The organism is Ferrovibrio sp., assembly GCF_964218355.1.
In the GTDB taxonomy this organism is placed as follows: domain Bacteria; phylum Pseudomonadota; class Alphaproteobacteria; order Ferrovibrionales; family Ferrovibrionaceae; genus Ferrovibrio.
The window spans coordinates 1-17,696 of sequence record NZ_CAXPMC010000008.1; the positions used below are offsets into that span (position 1 = coordinate 1).

General features: G+C 66.9%; 14 protein-coding genes. 9 read left to right on the top strand and 5 right to left on the bottom strand.

Features of this window, described 5'->3' with window-relative positions:
- Both ACEQZY_RS03345 and coxB read right to left on the bottom strand, forming a co-directional pair.
- Nucleotides 1-566, bottom strand: a 566-nt coding sequence (locus ACEQZY_RS03345) for a cbb3-type cytochrome c oxidase subunit I (protein WP_370152259.1), incomplete at its 3' end; no start/stop codon positions are given.
- 29 nt (nucleotides 567-595) lie between these two features.
- Nucleotides 596-1,423, bottom strand: coding sequence for a cytochrome c oxidase subunit II (coxB, locus tag ACEQZY_RS03350; RefSeq protein WP_370152262.1), 828 nt, complete (start codon nucleotides 1,421-1,423; stop codon nucleotides 596-598).
- Between the two features lie 286 nt (nucleotides 1,424-1,709).
- Here coxB and ACEQZY_RS03355 point away from each other — a divergent pair, with 286 nt between their 5' ends.
- The 4 genes from ACEQZY_RS03355 (at nucleotide 1,710) to ACEQZY_RS03370 (ending at nucleotide 8,811) form a co-directional block, all read left to right on the top strand.
- Nucleotides 1,710-5,024, top strand: coding sequence for an EAL domain-containing protein (locus tag ACEQZY_RS03355; protein ID WP_370152265.1), 3,315 nt, complete (start codon nucleotides 1,710-1,712; stop codon nucleotides 5,022-5,024).
- Nucleotides 5,025-5,571: 547 nt separating this feature from the next.
- Entirely contained in the window at nucleotides 5,572-7,011 is a 1,440-nt protein-coding gene (tldD, locus tag ACEQZY_RS03360; protein WP_370152268.1) for a metalloprotease TldD, read from the top strand.
- Nucleotides 7,012-7,043: 32 nt separating this feature from the next.
- Nucleotides 7,044-7,886 (top strand): serine O-acetyltransferase, encoded by an 843-nt coding sequence (gene cysE, locus ACEQZY_RS03365; protein ID WP_341702197.1) that lies wholly within the window; start codon nucleotides 7,044-7,046, stop codon nucleotides 7,884-7,886.
- Complete coding sequence (locus ACEQZY_RS03370) at nucleotides 7,870-8,811, top strand: hypothetical protein (RefSeq protein ID WP_370152272.1); 942 nt, start codon at nucleotides 7,870-7,872, stop codon at nucleotides 8,809-8,811. Before cysE ends, ACEQZY_RS03370 begins: the two co-directional genes overlap by 17 nt.
- On the opposite strand, the gene ACEQZY_RS03375 is transcribed toward ACEQZY_RS03370, so the two are convergent.
- Nucleotides 8,805-10,169 (bottom strand): glutamate--cysteine ligase, encoded by a 1,365-nt coding sequence (locus ACEQZY_RS03375; protein ID WP_370152275.1) that lies wholly within the window; start codon nucleotides 10,167-10,169, stop codon nucleotides 8,805-8,807. The two genes, ACEQZY_RS03370 and ACEQZY_RS03375, sit on opposite strands and share 7 nt — an antisense overlap.
- A gap of 135 nt (nucleotides 10,170-10,304) precedes the next feature.
- Nucleotides 10,305-11,036 carry a 16S rRNA (uracil(1498)-N(3))-methyltransferase gene (locus tag ACEQZY_RS03380; RefSeq protein WP_341702194.1) on the bottom strand — a complete coding sequence of 244 codons (732 nt, stop codon included), beginning with the start codon at nucleotides 11,034-11,036 and terminating at the stop codon, nucleotides 10,305-10,307.
- Nucleotides 11,037-11,076: 40 nt separating this feature from the next.
- Here ACEQZY_RS03380 and ubiA point away from each other — a divergent pair, with 40 nt between their 5' ends.
- Complete coding sequence (gene ubiA, locus ACEQZY_RS03385; RefSeq protein ID WP_370152278.1) at nucleotides 11,077-12,021, top strand: 4-hydroxybenzoate octaprenyltransferase; 945 nt, start codon at nucleotides 11,077-11,079, stop codon at nucleotides 12,019-12,021.
- Between the two features lie 41 nt (nucleotides 12,022-12,062).
- Nucleotides 12,063-12,815 carry a hypothetical protein gene (locus tag ACEQZY_RS03390; RefSeq protein WP_370152281.1) on the top strand — a complete coding sequence of 251 codons (753 nt, stop codon included), beginning with the start codon at nucleotides 12,063-12,065 and terminating at the stop codon, nucleotides 12,813-12,815.
- Here the strand turns inward: ACEQZY_RS03390 and ACEQZY_RS03395 are convergent.
- Nucleotides 12,800-13,579 (bottom strand): hypothetical protein, encoded by a 780-nt coding sequence (locus ACEQZY_RS03395; protein ID WP_370152284.1) that lies wholly within the window; start codon nucleotides 13,577-13,579, stop codon nucleotides 12,800-12,802. The two genes, ACEQZY_RS03390 and ACEQZY_RS03395, sit on opposite strands and share 16 nt — an antisense overlap.
- Before the next feature lie 78 nt (nucleotides 13,580-13,657).
- Here ACEQZY_RS03395 and ACEQZY_RS03400 point away from each other — a divergent pair, with 78 nt between their 5' ends.
- The 3 genes from ACEQZY_RS03400 to ACEQZY_RS03410 all read left to right on the top strand — a co-directional run bounded on the left by ACEQZY_RS03400 (nucleotide 13,658) and on the right by ACEQZY_RS03410 (nucleotide 17,694).
- On the top strand, nucleotides 13,658-14,593 hold the full coding sequence (locus tag ACEQZY_RS03400) for a DMT family transporter (protein WP_370152287.1): 936 nt from the start codon (nucleotides 13,658-13,660) through the stop codon (nucleotides 14,591-14,593).
- Between the two features lies 1 nt (nucleotide 14,594).
- Nucleotides 14,595-16,109 (top strand): UbiD family decarboxylase, encoded by a 1,515-nt coding sequence (locus ACEQZY_RS03405; protein WP_370152290.1) that lies wholly within the window; start codon nucleotides 14,595-14,597, stop codon nucleotides 16,107-16,109.
- A 130-nt stretch (nucleotides 16,110-16,239) separates the two neighbouring features.
- Entirely contained in the window at nucleotides 16,240-17,694 is a 1,455-nt protein-coding gene (locus tag ACEQZY_RS03410; protein WP_370152293.1) for an adenylate/guanylate cyclase domain-containing protein, read from the top strand.
- Nucleotides 17,695-17,696 lie beyond the last annotated feature (2 nt).

A 17,696-nucleotide genomic window follows, 5' to 3' on the forward strand; every position in this document is an offset into this window, starting at 1 on the left:
GACAGGATCGCCATGTCGACGGCGGGGCCGACCGATCCTGTCGTCGAAAGTGGTGCGTAGACCGTCCAGCCGGTGCCCGCGCCCATGCCGGTGCCGCCCGAAACGAAGGTCGATCCGAGAAGCAGCAGGAAGGCCGGGACGAGCAGCCAGAAGCTGATATTGTTCATGCGCGGGAACGCCATGTCCGGCGCGCCGATCATGATCGGCACCATCCAGTTGGCAAAGCCGCCGATCAGCGCCGGCATAACCATGAAAAAGATCATGATCAGCGCATGTGCCGTGGTGAAGGCGTTGTACATGGACTTGCCGCCATCGAGCGCGGCGTCGCCCTCCAGGCCGTAGACCATGGAGGCCAGGCCGTGGAATATCTGGATGCCCGGCTCCTGCAACTCCATGCGCATGACGACGGAGAGCGCGCCACCGATGATGCCCGCCACGATCGCGAAGATCAGGTAGAGCGTGCCGATGTCCTTGTGGTTGGTCGAATAGACCCACCGGCGCCAGCCGGTCGGCAGGTGATGATCGTCGTGATGGTCGTGGGCCGCGTGGGCGTGAGCCTGGGACATGGCGCTCCCCTGTTCCTTAATCTGATGTGTTACTGGGCCGCGCGCGCGTCGGCGAGACGCGGCGAGGCGCCGTCGACGGCGGCGAATTTCTTCTTCGCATCCTCGACCCACTTGTCGAAGTCGGCCTGCGAGACGACCTTCACCTCGATCGGCATGTAGCCGTGGTAGGTGCCGCAGATTTCCGAGCACTGGCCGTAATAGGTGCCCTCGCGCTCGGCGCGGAACCAGGTCTCGTTCAGCCGGCCGGGCACGGCATCCTTCTTCACCGCGAAGGCCGGCATCGCCCAGGCATGGATGACATCGGCGGCCGTCACCAGCACACGGACATTCTTGTTCACCGGGACGACCACGGCATTGTCGGTCGCCAGCAGGCGCGGCTGGCCGGCCTTGAGGTCGGCTTCCTGCACGATGGTGGCATCGAAGGTGAAGTTGCCGTTATCGGGATATTCGTAGGTCCAGTACCACTGCTTGCCGATCGCCTTGATGGTCAGGTCGGCCTTTTCGGCCTTGTCGGCGAAATACAGCAGCTTGAAGGACGGCACAGCGATCACGATCAGGATCAGGATCGGCACCACCGTCCACACCACCTCGACGAGGGTGTTGTGCGAGGTCTTCGACGGGACCGGGTTGGCGGAGGCGCGGAAACGCACCATCACGTAGACCAGCAGCGCCAGCACGAACAGCGAGATCAGCGTGATGATCCAGAGCAGCAGGTTATGGAAATTGTGGACTTCGTCCGCCACCGGGCTGACCGAGGGCTGCAGTCCCAGATGCCATGGTGCCGGCTGGCCGGCCGGCTGGGCGAGGGCCGGAGCGGCCAGGATCAGAAGACCGGCAAAAGCCAGACCTGCCGCCATGCTGTGGGCGCCATGCGCGGCAGCCCGGAGCGCCGACCGGCCGGCGCCCGAAAACCAGTTCCACCCCATTGCTTTAAACCCTCTACTGATGATCCGGGACTGAGTCTCACTGTTTGAGCGCTGGAAGATACACCGAGGCATGCGGTCCGCACAGTCTGCCACCGTTCTGCGACGATTTGTCGCGATGCGCGGGAAAGCGCTGGGGATTGATCTTACTCATTGATTTGGCACGCCCTTGCGCCGGCGGCACGGCCCTCCTAATCTGCCGGTTCCAGGGGAATTGCGGATGCTCGATCCATTTCAGAGGAAACTGACCCAGGACGTCCTCGACTGGCTGGATCGTCCCGCCTTTACGGTTGAGTATTGCGACGACAATACCTACCGTTACGTGTTCTGCAACGCGGCCTATGCCGCCCTGACCGAACAGAGCCGGGACAACCTTTTCGGCCAGAGCTATGCACTCGGCTTCGCCCTCGGCGAGGCCGACAAGCTGCTCGGCCTGCTGGATACCGCCCGCACCGAGAATTCCCGCCAGGTCAGCAACACCCTGATCCGCTGGGCCAATGGCTGGCTCTGCCAGGGCCTGACCGTCGCCCCGCTGCGCGGCAGCGGCAGCGGCCCGGCCGGCTTCGTCGTGATCGCCGAGGCCAGCACCCCGGAACGGGTCCACCAGGTCGCCCTGCAGGTGGCGGAATACAAGCTGCGCGACTTCACGGAACTGGCCTCGGACTGGTTCTGGGAAACCGATTCCGAGCACCGCTTTTCCTGGATATCCGATACCTCGGCGCCCAATACCAGCGCGATGCGCGCCCGCTGCATCGGGCTGACCCGCTGGGATATCGCCATGCCGAGCGACAACGAGACGGACATCCTGTTCTGGCAGGAACACCGCCGCCAGCTCGACAACCACGAGCCGTTCCGCGGCTTCCGCTACTGCTCGCTGGTCAACGGCGAGGAGATGTGGCTGGAGATCAACGGCAAGCCGGTCTTCGATTCCGAATCCCGCTTCATGGGCTATCGCGGCTCCGGGCGCGACATCACCGAGCAGTACCGCCAGCAGCGGCGCATCGAGGCCGCGCTGCGCCAGGCCGAGGAGGCGAGCCGGGCCAAGAGCCAGTTCCTCGCCAACATGAGCCACGAGCTGCGCACGCCGCTGAATGCCATCATCGGCTTCTCGGAAATCATCCGCGACCAGATGTTCGGCCCGGTCGGCGTGCCGCGCTATGTCGACTATGCCCGCGACATCAACGCGTCGGGCACGCATCTGCTGGCGCTGATCGGCGACATCCTCGACATGTCCCGCATCGAGGCGGGCTATTATGCGCTCGACGAGAAGGCCATCGACCTGTCGGCCATCATCAACTCCGCCCTGACCATGGTCCGCCCCCAGGCCGAACGGGCCGGGGTTCAGCTGCGCAACCTGTCGCCGGACACCCTGCCCCGCCTGCGCGCCGACGAGCGCGTGGTCAAGCAGGTGCTGATCAACCTGCTGGGCAATGCGGTAAAGTTCACCCCGAATGGTGGTGCGATCGACGTGATTTTCCAGCAGATGCTGGATGGCAGCCCGGCCCTGACCGTGATCGACACAGGCATCGGCATCCAGCCGGACCGGCTGGAACATATCTTCGAGCCATTCCAGCTCGCCAAGGCCGAAGTGGCCCGCCAGCATGGCGGTACCGGCCTTGGCCTGTCGATCAGCAAGCGGCTGATGGAGCTGCATGGGGGGTCGCTCACCCTCAGCAGCACGGTGGGCAGCGGCACCCAGGCGCAGATCACCTTCCCGCACTGGCGCCTGCTGGCCGATACCGAGGAAGACTGGACCCCCCCGCCGCCGGCCGAACCGCCGCCGCCGCAGAAGCAGCCCACCCTGCCGGCCACGCCGGTGCTGTCCAGCCGCAACGGCGAGCAGACCGGCTCTGCCGCCGAGGCCCTGCGCGGACTGATCGACACCATGGGCGAAGGCGTCATCGCCATCAATGCCGAGGGCATCATCAACAGCGTCAGCCCGGCCTGCGCCGCCATCTTCGGCTACGGCGCCGCCGAGCTGATCGGGCAGAATATCAAGATCCTGATGCCGGAACCGTTCCGCTCCGGCCATGACAGCTATATCCGCAATTACATCGGCACCCGGCGCGCGAAAATCCTCGGCCTCGGCCGCGACACGCTCGGCCGCAAGAAAAACGGCGAGATATTCCCCATTCACATCAGCGTCGGGGAATTCGGCAGCGGCGCCGAAACAGGCTTCACCGCCATCATCCGCGATATTTCGGACCGCCGCGATGTCGAGCTGCGCGCCGAATTCGCCAGCCGCAACGATCCCCTGACCGGCATCCTCAACCGGTCGAGCTTCATTGCCGAGACCGAGCGCATGCTGGGTGCCCAGCATCGCCTGGATGGTGGCCTGTGGGTCCTGTTCAATCTCGACATGGATGCCTTCCGCGACATCAACGAGGGTTTCGGCTACCATATCGGCGACACCATCCTGCGCGCCGTGGCGGCCCGCCTGGCGGAAATCCTGCCACGCGAAGCCCTGGTCGGACGCATCGCCGCCGACCAGTTCTCGGCGCTGGCCGCCGTCAACGACCTCAACAATGCCCTGAATCTGGCGCAGACCCTGCATGCGCACCTGACCCGCCCGATCACCACCGACGGCCGCGTCATCCCGCTGAAGGTCAGCATGGGCGCCGCCATCATCGACGATCCCGGCGAGAAGATCAGCGATGCGCTGGCCAAGGCCGAGCTGGCGATGAAGCTGGTGCATGGTGCCGGCGGCGATTCCACGCGCTTCTACAGCCCGGAAATGACCCGTGCGGCGGAACGCCGCCTGCGGCTGACCATGAATCTCGATGCCGCCATCGAGAACGGGGAATTCCATCTGGTCTATCAGCCGGTGGTCGAAACCGCGACCGGGGCGATCTGCGCCATGGAAGCGCTGCTGCGCTGGCGCCACCCGGAACTCGGCGCCATCTCGCCGGCCGAATTCATCCCGATCGCCGAGGAAACCGGCACCATCATCGCCATCACCCGCTGGGTCTTCGCCCAGGTGGCGGACCAGCTGCGGACCTGGCGCCGGGAAGGCGTCGAGCCGCGCCGGGTCTTCGTCAACGTTTCCGGCCAGCAGTTCATCCGCGACGACCTGCCGGGCTATTTCCGCACCATGGCGGAAACCGAGGCCGACCTGATCCATTTCATCGGTATCGAGATCACCGAGCAGGCCGCCATCCAGAACATGGAAGCCACGGTGCAGGCGATCCGGGACCTTGCGGAGATCGGCGTCGACGCCGCGCTGGACGATTTCGGCACCGGCTATTCCTCGCTCAGCTACATCCAGCGGCTGCCGATCCGCAAGATCAAGCTGGACCGGGCCTTCATTGCCGACCTGCCCGGCAACGAGCGCGATATCGCCCTGGTCCGCGCCATGGTCGGTATGGCCAAGGGTCTCGACCTGCCGGTGGTCGCCGAGGGCGTCGAAACCACGGCGCAGCGGGATTTCCTGCGCGGGGTGGGCTGCAGCGAACTGCAGGGCTACCTGATCAGCAAGCCGATCCCGCCGGACGAGATGGCCGAGATGCTGCGCCAGAGCGAGCGCCGCCGCCGCTGAACCACCGGCTGCACAGACATGGGAATAATATCTGTTTTCTTCTTCGGAATGTTCCTATAATATTCTCGCTGTCGCCGCATGGCATCCCGCCATCCGGCCGGACAAAAAAAGCGCCGACGAAGGACGGTCAGGTCAGAATGCATCCTGTAATTCCAGAGGGTTATGGCGGAAGCGCGCCGTTTGGCCAGGCGGAAACCAGGCCCACCCTGGCGCCGCTTGGCGCCCGCCGGGATGCAATTGGCATGGAATCGGCGCGAATTGGCATTCCATTGGCGCGAATTGGCCGGAATGGGCTGCAATTGGCTTGCAACAGATGGCCATGGCGGCGGTGGCGAGAGCGTCCGGGCGGCGGCAATCCGCAGGCCGGACGCCACCGGTACGGACATGCCGCAGGATGTTGCCGTGCCGGTGCTGTATTTTCCGGGCCGGCAGCGCCATATACCCTGACCAGACCGTATATCTTGACCATAACGGCGCCCGTCCGGCTGCCGCGGAACCGCGGCGGCAGCGTCGAAGCCCGGATGCGTCGAAGCCAGATGAGGATGCGATGACCAGTGTTTCCGCCGCGCAGGATCTGTTTTTCGTCCGGGCCGGCCTCGACCGGGCCCGGCTCGACCGGCTGGTCGGCGATGCCCTGCACGGGGCCGACGACGGCGAACTGTTCCTCGAATACAGCCAGTCGGAAAGCTTTGCCTTCGACGACGGCCGGCTGAAATCCGCCAGCTTCGATACCAGCCAGGGCTTCGGGCTGCGCGCGGTCTCGGGCGAGCAGACCGGCTACGCCCATGCCTCCGACCTCAGCGAAGACGCAATCCGCCGCGCCGCCACCACGGTCCGGGCGGTCCGCGCCGGCCATGGCGGCAGCATGAGCGCAGCGCCCGCGCCGACCAACCGGCATCTCTACGGCGACGACAATCCGCTGAACGAGATTCCCTTCGAGCAGAAGGTCAGCCTGCTGCAGCAGATCGACGCCTATGCCCGGGCGAAGGACAGCCGGGTGCGCCAGGTTTCGGCCTCGCTGGCCGGCTCGTGGCAGGCGGTGACCATCCTGCGGGCCGACGGCACGCTGGTGGAGGATATCCGTCCGCTGGTGCGCCTCAATGTCTCGGTGGTGGCCGCCCAGGGCGACCGCATGGAAAGCGGTAACCGCGGCGCCGGCGGCCGGGTCGGCTATGCCCGCTTCTTCGACCCCGCCCACTGGCAGGCCGAGGTCGACGACGCCCTGCGGCAGGCGCTGGTGAATCTCGAATCCGTGCCGGCGCCGGCCGGCGAGATGCCGGTCGTGCTGGGGCCCGGCTGGCCGGGCATCCTGCTGCACGAGGCGATCGGCCATGGCCTGGAAGGCGATTTCAACCGCAAGAAAACCTCGGTCTTCTCGGGCCTGCTGGGCCAGCAGGTGGCCGCGCCCGGCGTCACCATCGTCGACGACGGCACCATCGACAGCCGCCGGGGATCGCTGACCGTGGATGACGAAGGCACGCCCACCGAGCGCACGGTGCTGATCGAGGACGGCATCCTGAAAGGCTTCATGCAGGACCGCATGAATGCCCGCCTGATGGGGATGCAGCCGACCGGCAACGGCCGTCGCGAATCCTTCGCGCATAACCCGATGCCGCGCATGACCAACACCTACATGCTGGCCGGCAACCGCGATCCGGGCGAAATCCTCGCCGGTGTGAAGAAAGGCATCTATGCCGTCAATTTCGGCGGCGGCCAGGTCGACATCACCTCGGGCAAGTTCGTGTTCTCCTGCACCGAGGCCTATATGGTCGAAAACGGCAGGATCGGCGCGCCGATCAAGGGGGCCACCCTGATCGGCGCCGGCGCCGAGGTGCTGAAACGGGTGGGCGCGGTCGGCAACGACCTGCAGCTCGATACCGGCATCGGCACCTGCGGCAAGTCGGGCCAGGGCGTGCCGGTCGGCGTCGGCCAGCCGACCCTGCTGATCGACGGATTGACAGTGGGCGGCACCGCCAAAGCGGCTTAAGATACAGTCACAGCGACGACGAGGAGGGCCCCATGGCCGTCACCGCCAACAAGATTGCCAAGCACGACCCGGTTACCAAGCACGATCCGGTCTGGTCGGCGATCCGCGAGGAGGCCGTCAGGGTCGCCGCGGATGAGCCGCTGCTCGGCAGCCTCGCCCATTCGGCCATCCTGCACCATGAACGGCTGGAGGATGCGCTCAGCTACATCCTGGCGCAGAAGCTGGGCAACGATGCCCTGCCGGCGCTCGGCCTGCGCGAGGTGATGGAAGAAGCCTTCGACGCCGATCCGGATATCGGCAACGCGGTCCGCGCCGACCTGGTGGCGGTGAACGAGCGCGACCCTGCCTGCCGGGGCTTCCTCAAGCCGCTGCTGTTCTTCAAGGGCTTCCAGTCGATCCAGTCCCATCGCGTCGCCCACTGGCTGTGGCAGCAGCAGCGCGAAACCATGGCCTTCCTGCTGCAGAGCCGCACATCGGAGATCTTCGGTGTCGATATCCATCCGGCCACCCGCTTCGGCCGCGGCATCATGATCGACCACGGCACCGGCGTGGTGATCGGCGAGACCGCCGTGATCGAGGACAATGTCTCGCTGCTGCAGAATGTCACGCTGGGCGGCACCGGCAAGGAGACCGGCGACCGGCATCCGAAGATTCGCCGCGGCGTGCTGATCGGCGCCGGCGCCAACATCCTCGGCAATATCGAGATCGGCGAAGGCGCCAAGATCGGCGCCGGCAGCGTGGTGCTGATCCCCGTGCCGCCGCATTGCACCGCCGCCGGCGTGCCGGCCAAGCTGCTGGGCGATTGCGGCTGCGAACAGCCGGCGCGCGAGATGGATCATGCGCTGCCCGATACGGCGGATGACGCGCAGGACTGACGCGCTCTTCCTTGCCGGCCTGCTCCTCGCTGCGGGACCCGCGGCGGCGCAGTCGCTGTCGGGGGCGCGGGAATGGCTGCCGCCCGGCAGCCTGTCGCTGGATGCCCTCAGCCTGCGCCCGCGCGAACAGCAGTCAGGCGGCGACCGCCACAGCTTCTATGCCGAATACGGGCGGCTGGCCTTCCGCTCGCCGCTGGTGCTGGGCGGCACCGCCCGCAAGGCCGGCCTGTCCTGCCAGGCCTGCCATGCCAACGGTTTCGCGACCGTCGACTTCTTCATTCCCGGCCTGTCCGATGCCCATGGCCGCATCGATGTCAGCCATGCCTTCTGGAATGCCCGCGCGGACGACCATCGCGACAATCCGCTCGAAATCCCGAGCCTGCGCGGGGTGAAGGACCGGGACCGGCTCGGCCATGACCGCCGCATGGCGTCGCTGCGGGAATTCACCCGGCGGGTGATCGTCACCGAATTCGCCGGCGCCGAGCCGGAGCCGCTGCTGCTGGATGCGCTGGTGGCCTACCAGGAGACCCTTGGCCCGGCCGATGCCGTCGACACGCCGGTCACGCTGGCCGGCGACCTGGCTGATATCCTGCGCCATCTGGAAACGCTCGCCCTGCCGCTGGCGGAAGAGGAAGCCGCCCTCGCCGAGCAGGTCGCCACCATGCTCCGCAGCCAGCTCGGCTTCATTCACGAGCGGCTTCAGGGCGAGGCCCTCGCACCGGCGCGTGGCATCGTCGAGGCTTGGTCGCGGCACCTCGGGGATATTGCCCGCCTGGCCGCGGAGGGCGACTGGCCGCAGGCCCGCACCGCGCTGGCCGCCCTGAAACAGGAGGTGGCCGGCCCGCCGCCGGCCCTGGCCGGGGCCGGCCCGGCCTCGCTGTACAATCCCGTCCGCCTGAAGGCCTGGCTGGCCGGCGCTCAGTAGGCCAGTTCGGTAAAGGCCGGATCGACCGACCGGTTCCAGTGACCGTGATACAGCTTCAGCAGGGCCTCGGCCGGGGTCTCGCCAGTCTCGGCGATGCGCACCAGCGGCTCGAGGAAATGCGTTTCGTCCTCGCCCGCCGGCGACAGGCGGTGGCGCGCCGCCAGCCCCGCCTGCGCGATCTTCAGCATCTCGGTCGCATAATGCCGCAGCGGCCGTCCGCGCAGGGGCGTGTGCAGACCGTATTTCGGCACATCGTTGCGCAGCATCATCCGTTCTTCCGCCGTCCAGTCGCCGCACAGATCCCAGGCCGCCTGCAGCGCCGCCTTGTCATACAGCAGGCCCACCCACAGCGCCGGCAGGGCGCAGAGCCGCGACCATGGCCCGCCATCGGCGCCACGCATCTCCAGGTAACGCTTCAGCCGCACCTCGGGGAACAAGGTGGTGATGTGGTCGGCCCAGTCGCGCAGGGTCGGCGCCGCACCGGGCAGGGCCGGCAGGCGGCCGGCCATGAAGTCGCGGAAGCTCTGGCCCGAGGCATCGATATACTTGCCGTCTCGGTAGACGAAATACATCGGCACATCGAGGGCATGGTCGACATAGCGCTCGAAGCCCATGCCATCCTCGAACACGAAACCCAGCATGCCGGTGCGGTCGGGGTCGGTATCCGTCCAGATATGGCTGCGGTAGCTGAGGAAACCGTTCGGCCGGCCTTCGGTGAAGGGGGAACTGGCGAACAGAGCCGTGGCCAGCGGCTGCAGCGCCAGCCCGACCCGGAATTTCATCACCATGTCGGCTTCATCGGCGAAATCGAGATTCACCTGCACGGTGCTGGTGCGGAACATCATGTCGAGGCCGAGATTGCCCTTCTTGGGCATGTAGGCGCTCATGATCCCGTAGCGGCCCTTGGGCATCACCGGGGTATCGGCGCGGGTCCATTTCGGCTGGAACCCCATCCCCATCATGGCGACGCCGATCTCGCCGCCGATCTCGCGCACCTGCTTCAGATGCGTATTCACCTCGATGCAGGTCTGGTGGATCGTCTCCAGCGGGGCGCCCGACAGCTCGAACTGCCCGCCGGGTTCCAGCGTGATCGACTGGTTGTCCTGGGTCAGGGCGATGACGTTGTTGCCCTCCGAGACCGGCGACCAGCCGAAACGCTGCAGCTCGATCAGCAGCCGCTTGATGCCGGCCTCGCCGTCATAGGGCAGCGGGCGGAAATCCGTCGTGCTGTAGGCAAACTTCTCGTGCTCGGTCCCGATCCGCCATTCGGATTCCGGCTTGCCGCCCTGGGCCAGATACTCGACGAGCTGCGCCTTGGACGTGATCGGCGTCTCTGGCGCCTGGGCGGGTCCGGACATGGTGACCTCGAATGATTATCGTTATCGGTGCTGGGTAGCGGGCGACTGCCGCAAGGCAGTGCCCGGCATATGGGGCAGGGCGTTCCCGTTGTCCAGTATCCCGGTACCGCAGACCGATGACAACGCCATGAATGCCTATTTCTGCCGCACGGCCTGCAGAATCGCGAGCGCAGCCAGGGCTGCCGTTTCGGCCCGCAGGATGGCCGGGCCGAGACTGACCGGCACCGCCTGCGGCAGCCGGCCGATCTGCTCCATTTCCTCCGGCGCAAACCCGCCTTCGGGTCCGGTCAGGATCGCCACCGGCGCCGTGTCTGCCACCTGCCCGGCCGCCACCAGCAGCGCGGGCGCGGCTTCGCGCTCGCGGCAGAAGAACAGCTGTCGCTCCGGCGGCCACTCCGCCAGAAGTTTCTCCAGAGAAACGGCCGGAGCGATCTCCGGCAGGTCGAGCCGCTCGCATTGCTCGGCCGCCTCGCGGGCATGGGCGGCGAGCCGGTCCGTATTCACCCTGCCGACCTGGGTGCGCCGGGTGATGACAGGGACAAGCCTGCCTGCCCCCAGTTCCGTTGCCTTCTCCACGATCAACTCGATCCGGCCCTGCCGGATCGGCGCGAAGCACAGCCAGATATCCGCCGCCGGCCGGAACGGCCGCAGCTGCGCCTCGACCCGCAGGCTGCAGGTCTTCTTGTCGACCCGATCGATCCGGGCGCGATACTCGCCGTCGCGGCCGTTGAACAGCGCCACGGCCTCTCCGGGGCCCAGCCGCAGCACATGGCGCAGGTAATGCACCTGGTCGGCCGGCAGCAGCACGGCCTGGTCCGGCGCCAGATCGGCAGTCACATGAAGGCGGGCTTTGACAGGAGCGGTCATCGGCCTTGTCGGCTGCGGAGAGAGGGACTACACGAGCGTTATGGCAAAGCCCGACCCCGAAGTCACCCCGCCCGGCCATGAACCGGGACCGGCCCCGGCCGATGCCCTGCCGGACCACTGGGTCGCCCGCTGGCTGCCGCCCGCCTGGCAGCCCTATGCACGGCTGTCGCGGCTGGACCGGCCGATCGGCACCTGGCTGCTGCTGCTGCCGGGCTGGTGGGCCATCGCGCTGACGCGACCACCCGGCACACCGCTGGATTACTGGCTGATCCTGCTGTTCGGCATCGGTGCCGTGGTGATGCGGGGCGCCGGCTGCACCTTCAACGACATCGCCGACCGCGATTTCGACGGCCGGGTAGCCCGCACGAGGCTGCGGCCGATTCCGGCCGGCCAGGTCACCCTGCGGCAGGCCTGGATCTGGCTGGCCGCACAATGCCTGGTGGGTTTCGTCATCCTGATCCAGATGAACGGGCTCGCCATCCTGCTGGGCGTCGCCTCGCTGGGCCTGGTGGCGATCTATCCCTTCATGAAGCGGATCACCTGGTGGCCGCAGTTCTTTCTCGGCCTCGCCTTCAACTGGGGCGCGGTGCTGGGCTATGCGGCGGTGGCTGGCCGGCTCGACTGGACCACGCTGGCGCTGTATGCCGCCGGCATTGCCTGGACGCTGGGCTACGACACCATCTATGCCCTGCAGGACAAGGAGGATGATGCCCTGATCGGGGTGAAATCCACCGCCCGCCTGTTCGGCGACCGCGCCCGGCTGTGGATCGCCGGCTTTTTCGATCTCACCCTGGCCGGGCTGGCCCTGGTCGGCTGGCTGGCCGGGCTCGGCTGGCCCTTCTGGATCGGCCTGATCGGCGCCGGCCTGCACATGGCCTGGCAGGTCATCACGTTAAAGCCCGATGACAGCAGCGACTGCCTCGCCAAGTTCCGCGCCAACCGCGATACCGGACTGATCATTTTCGCGGCATTCCTGCTCGGCTGATCGGGCTTGGCGTGCACGATGCGGACGCGTATGGTCCGCCCATGAGCAAGCCCCGAATCACCCCGCAGGATTTCGCGAAACTCTATCGCGGCTACGACGCCAATCTCGCCAAGGTCGATTGTGGCCGCAAATGCGCGCCGCTGAATAACGGCCAGCCGGTCTGCTGCACCACCGACAACGCCATCCCGGTGGTCGAGCGGGCGGAATTCGAGCTGCTGCAGAGCCGCACCGACCTGTGGTTCCGCTACAAGCCAAATGACGCGGCCGCACGCAAGATCGTCAAGGACCTGCCGCGCTCGTCCTGCGCCGTCGAATGCAAGGGCGCCGCCTTCTGCGAGCGCGACAACCGGACCATCGCCTGCCGCTCCTTCCCGTTCTATCCGTATATCACCCGCGACGGCGATTTCGTCGGCCTGACCTATTACTGGGTGTTCGAGGACCGCTGCTGGATCATCTCCAACATGCAGGTGGTCGAACGCAGCTTCGTCGACCAGATGATCGCCACCTTCGAACGCATCTTCAAGCTGGACGAGAACGAGTTCGAGACGATGAAGGACCATTCCGCCAGCATGCGGCGGGTCTTCTCGCGCCAGAACAAGTTCATTCCGGTGATCGGCCGCGATGGCGGCTATTTCAAGGTGATGCCGCATTCGGATGGCAGCCTGAAACCCTGCGATCCCGACAGTTTCCGCAGGTTCGGCCCCTACAGGTCGGAAGCCGCCTATATCCGCGCGGTGAAGGAAGCCGGCGGAACACTGCCGCCGGCACCGAAAAAGGGCTACCTGGCGCCCTGAGCCGCGGCCGGGCGGCGGCCCTGCCCGTCTGCCGGATCGGAATACAGGAACGTGCCCAGCAGGATCCAGCGCCGCGCCGTCCCCTCATGGTCGGGCCGCGCCCGCAGCGGCGTGGTGTAATGCCACAGCGGCAGCCGGTAGGCGGTGACCATGCCGCTTTTCGCCACATCGGTCATTTCGGTCAGGTGCCCGGCTTTCGCATAGACCAGATACTGGTCGCGCAGGCCCGGCCCGGCGCAGCTGACATGCATGTCGAAATAGCCGCGCACCGCCTCCGGCTCTTCCGGGTGATGGTCGGTATGGGGCCCCGCATAATCGCCGGCTCCGTAGGCCAGTGCCTGCAGGCCATATTTGCGCTTCAGCCTGGCGCCGGCCAGTGCCGCAGCGAAGGCGCGGTAGCTGTCGGAGCGCAGCATGGCAATCAGGCCGGCCTCGGTGGCCGCGCGGAATCCTGCCGAGCGCGGATTGTCGAGATGGGCCGTCCATTGCCGCATCGTCTTGGGCAGGCGCTCGGCATAGTTCCGCGTCTCTTCCCAGATCGTCTCCGGCGGGATCGGCTGCACCATCGGCCGCAGATGCGGCAGCAGCAGGCGGTCGAGCAGCCCCGCCGCCGCAGTCGCCTGCCGTGCATCGACCAGACCACCGAGGGCCAGGAACCGGCAGCGCGGATCGGCCAGCGCCCCCGCCGCCGGGTGGCGGCCAGCCAGCAGGGCTGCGCCCCGGCGCGTGAGAAGATCGGCAAATTCGGCAGGAAAATGGCGCATGGCAACGGCTTACGCGGCGCCGGCAGGCCGGTCAAGCACTGGCCAGCGCCGCCCGCTGCGCCTAATCTCCGGCCCGCCATGACCGCCGCCACCCCGTCCCTGACCGACAGCCGGTCCCAGCAGGTCGCCCAGATCCTGCTGTTCGTCACCCCCGCCCTGTTCGCCACCAACATGCTGCTGGCCCGCTATACGGCGGATTTCATCCCGCCGGTGGCGCTGGCGGTGTGGCGCTGGCTCGGCGTCTTCGTCCTGCTGCTGCCCTTCTGCGCCGGCGAACTCTGGCGCCAGCGCCGCGCCATCGGCCACGACGGCCTGAAATTCCTCGTGCTGGGCGGCCTTGGCATGGGCATCTGCGGTGCCGTGGTCTATGCCGCCGGCAAGACCACCACGGCGACCAATATCGGCCTGATCTATGCCGTTTCTCCGGTCGTCATCATCCTGCTGTCGCGCGCGATGTTCGGCGAGCGCATGAGCGGCCGGCAGGCGCTGGGCACCGTGCTGGCGCTGGCCGGCATGCTGCTGATCGTCGCCAAGGGCCAGCCGTCCGCCCTGCTGGCCCTGCGGTTCGTGCCCGGCGACCTGATGATCCTCGGTGCCGCCTGCGCCTGGGCCCTGTATTCGGTGCTGCTGAAACGCTGGCCGAGCGGCCTTGGCATCAATGCCCGGCTCGCGGCCATCGCACTGGCCGGGGTGATCGTGCTGCTGCCCTTCCTGGCCTGGGAAGCCGCCATCGTGGGCACCGCGACGCCGGACGGCCGCACCCTGCTGATCATCGCCACCCTGATCCTGGTGCCCGGCATCGGCGCCTATGCTACCCACGGCTACATCACCCGGCATCTCGGCCCCTCGAAGGCCGGGCTTATCCTGTATCTCTCACCGGTCTACAATTCCCTGCTGGCCTGGCTGCTGCTGGGCGAACGGCTGGCCCTCTATCACTGGATCGGGGCTGCGCTGGTGCTGCCCGGTCTCTATATTGCGACCAGCCGGCCGAAAAGAGCCGCGGGAAAGGCCTGACATGCCCTATGCGTCGCTGCGTGAATTCGCAACCCAGCTGGAGCAGCGCGGGCGGCTGGTGCGCGTGAGCGAGCCGGTCTCGACCGTGCTGGAGATGACCGAGATCCAGACCCGCCTGCTGGCCGAGGGCGGGCCGGCGGTGCTGTTCGAGAATCCGGTGCTGGCCGATGGCCGGCGCAGCGAGATGCCGGTGCTGGTCAACCTGTTCGGCACCGTCGAACGGGTCGCCTGGGGCATGGACCGCGAGCCGGAAGCCTTGCGCGAGGTCGGCGAGACGCTGGCCTTCCTGCGCCAGCCGGAGCCGCCGGGCGGTTTCCGCGAGGCGCTGGGCATGCTGCCGCTGCTGAAGACCGTGATGGCGATGCAGCCAAAGACGGTCGGCGACGGCCCGGTGCATGAAGTGGTGCTGCAGGGCGACGACATCGACCTCGCCAGCCTGCCGGTGCAGACCTGCTGGCCCGGCGAGCCGGCGCCGCTGATCACCTGGCCGCTGGTGGTCACCCAGGGACCCTCGAAGACCGACCGCAGCGACCGTTTCAATCTCGGCATCTACCGCATGCAGGTGCTGAACAAAAACCAGACCCTGATGCGCTGGCTGAAGCATCGCGGCGGTGCGCAGCAGCACCAGCGCTGGATGCAGGCCGGCAGGCGCGAGCCGTTTCCCGCCGCGGTGGTGATCGGCGCCGATCCCGGCACCATCCTCGCCGCGGTGACACCGGTGCCCGACACTTTGTCGGAATACCAGTTCGCCGGCCTGCTGCGCGGCAGGAAGGTCGAACTCGTCGACTGCAGGACGGTGCCGCTGAAAGTGCCGGCCGAGGCCGAGATCGTCCTCGAAGGCCATGTGTCGCTCGACGATTACCGGCCGGAAGGCCCCTATGGCGACCATACCGGCTATTACAATTCGGTGGAGCCCTTCCCGGTCTTCACCGTCACCGCCATCACGCGGCGCAGGAAACCGATCTATCTGAGCACCTTCACCGGCCGCCCGCCGGACGAGCCCAGCGTGCTGGGCGAGGCGCTGAACGACGTGTTCGTGCCGCTGATCCGCCAGCAGTTCCCCGAGATCGTCGATTTCTGGCTGCCGCCCGAGGGCTGTTCCTACCGCGTCGCCGTGGTCAGCATGAAGAAGGCCTATGCCGGCCATGCCAAGCGCGTGATGATGGGGGTGTGGTCGTATCTGCGGCAGTTCATGTACACCAAATGGGTGATTGTCGTGGACGACGACATCGATGCACGGAACTGGAAGGACGTGATCTGGGCGATCTCGACCCGGATGGACCCGGCCCGCGACATCACCGTGATCGAGCATACGCCGATCGACTATCTGGATTTCGCCTCGCCGGAATCCGGGCTGGGCAGCAAGATCGGCCTCGATGCCACCAACAAGTGGCCGCCCGAGACCAGACGCGAATGGGGCGAGAAAATCCGCATGAGCGACGAGGTCGTGCGCACCGTGACCGAGAAATGGCCCCGGCTCGGCCTGCCCGGCTCGGGCCGGCCGATCTGGAAATGACGGATTAAGACCCTGTGCCGCAAGGATTTTGTGACCGCGGCTACGGAAACCCGCCAGCCTGTCCTCGCCCCCGCGCACCGGCTGGTCTATTTTGCGGTATCAGGCCGGTTCCTGTCCGGCGGGGATGGCAATGAATATCTGGCAGCTGTTGCACGATCAGATCTGCGGCGAGGGGCGCAAGAACGAACCCGATGCGGCCGACCAGCGCCTGATACAGGCCGTCCGGGAAGAAGAATATCAGGCCCTGCGGCTGTCCATCGGCCTGCGCACGCTTGTGCTGGGCGCCGTCGCGGTGATGCTGACCATCGAACTGCGCTGGCCGCTGGCCCTCAGCCTCTACGGCTATCTTGGCGCACTGGCCATGTCCGGGTGGATCCAGCTGTGGCTGCGGCGGCCGGAGCGCGAGCGGCCCTGGATGCACTGGGCCTTTCCGCTTGTCGACATGACTGTGCTGGTTGCGGCGGTCGTGCTGCCGAACCCGTTCGACCCCTATCCGCTGCCGCCGCCGATGCAGCTCGGCTTCGACACGATTTTGTATGTCGTGCTGTTCCTGGTCCTGTCCGGCCTCGGCCAGTCGGCCCGCACTGTCTTCTTCTCGACCATTGCCGCCATCATCGCCTGGACGTTCGGCACGCTGTTCATCCTGTGGCAACCCGGCGTCAGCCTCGGCCTCAGTTTCGACAACATCACCACCATGCCGGTCGACGAGCGCATCCGCTATATCCTCGATCCGTGGTCGGTGCGGCTGGGCGAATTCCTGCCGCGGCTGGTGCTGCTGGCCATGATCGGCCTGCTGCTGACGGTCAGCGTGATCCGCTCGCGCCATCTGGCGGCCCGCCAGGTCGAGGCTGAGCGGGCGCGCCGCAACCTGTCGCGGCATTTCTCTCCGCATATCGCCGAGCGGATCTCGCAGATGGACGATCCGGTCGGCCAGGTGAAGCATATCGAGGCCGTCGTCCTGTTCGCCGACCTGGTCGGCTTCACCCAGATATCGGATCGCCAGCAGCCGGCGGAAACCATCGCCATGCTGCGCCAGGTGCACCAGCGGCTGGCCCGTGCCGTCGCCGACAGCCGCGGCACGCTCGACAAGTATCTGGGCGATGGCATCATGGCTTCCTTCGGCACCCCGGATCCTGGCCCGCATGATGCATCGGCCGGCCTGCAGGCGGCCCGCACCATGCTGCGCGAGATGGACCTGCTGAATGCCGAGCGGCGGGAACGCGGCCAGCCGGACCTGCTGCTGGCGGTCGGCCTGCATTTCGGCCCGCTGACGCTCGGCAATATCGGCGACGAGAGCCGCATCGAATACGCCCTGATCGGCGAAACGGTCAATGTTGCCCATCGCCTCGAACAGATGACCCGCGAGCTGCAGGCCAGTCTCTGCGTCAGCCAGAGCTTCATCGACAAGCTTGCTGCCGAAACCCGTGGCGATACGGTGATCGTTCGCGATCTCGTGATGCTGCGGGCACAGGCGATCCGCGGATTGCGCGAACGGATGGCGGTCTGGGTGCTGCCGCGCGGCGCGGCACCCGACACTGCCGCCGACACTGCCGCAAGCGCATTGTCGCGGCCAACCATCCACTGAAG

Coding starts and splice junctions, on each gene's coding strand:
- cysE (WP_341702197.1), top strand. CDS start 7,044: ATGGCCGTCACCGCCAACAAGATTGCCAAGCACGACCCGGTTACCAAG.
- ACEQZY_RS03375 (WP_370152275.1), bottom strand. CDS start 10,169: ATGTCCGGACCCGCCCAGGCGCCAGAGACGCCGATCACGTCCAAGGCG.
- ACEQZY_RS03400 (WP_370152287.1), top strand. CDS start 13,658: ATGACCGCCGCCACCCCGTCCCTGACCGACAGCCGGTCCCAGCAGGTC.
- ACEQZY_RS03370 (WP_370152272.1), top strand. CDS start 7,870: ATGACGCGCAGGACTGACGCGCTCTTCCTTGCCGGCCTGCTCCTCGCT.
- tldD (WP_370152268.1), top strand. CDS start 5,572: ATGACCAGTGTTTCCGCCGCGCAGGATCTGTTTTTCGTCCGGGCCGGC.
- ACEQZY_RS03355 (WP_370152265.1), top strand. CDS start 1,710: ATGCTCGATCCATTTCAGAGGAAACTGACCCAGGACGTCCTCGACTGG.
- ACEQZY_RS03380 (WP_341702194.1), bottom strand. CDS start 11,036: ATGACCGCTCCTGTCAAAGCCCGCCTTCATGTGACTGCCGATCTGGCG.
- ACEQZY_RS03390 (WP_370152281.1), top strand. CDS start 12,063: ATGAGCAAGCCCCGAATCACCCCGCAGGATTTCGCGAAACTCTATCGC.
- ACEQZY_RS03405 (WP_370152290.1), top strand. CDS start 14,595: ATGCCCTATGCGTCGCTGCGTGAATTCGCAACCCAGCTGGAGCAGCGC.
- coxB (WP_370152262.1), bottom strand. CDS start 1,423: ATGGCGGCAGGTCTGGCTTTTGCCGGTCTTCTGATCCTGGCCGCTCCG.
- ACEQZY_RS03395 (WP_370152284.1), bottom strand. CDS start 13,579: ATGCGCCATTTTCCTGCCGAATTTGCCGATCTTCTCACGCGCCGGGGC.
- ubiA (WP_370152278.1), top strand. CDS start 11,077: ATGGCAAAGCCCGACCCCGAAGTCACCCCGCCCGGCCATGAACCGGGA.
- ACEQZY_RS03410 (WP_370152293.1), top strand. CDS start 16,240: ATGAATATCTGGCAGCTGTTGCACGATCAGATCTGCGGCGAGGGGCGC.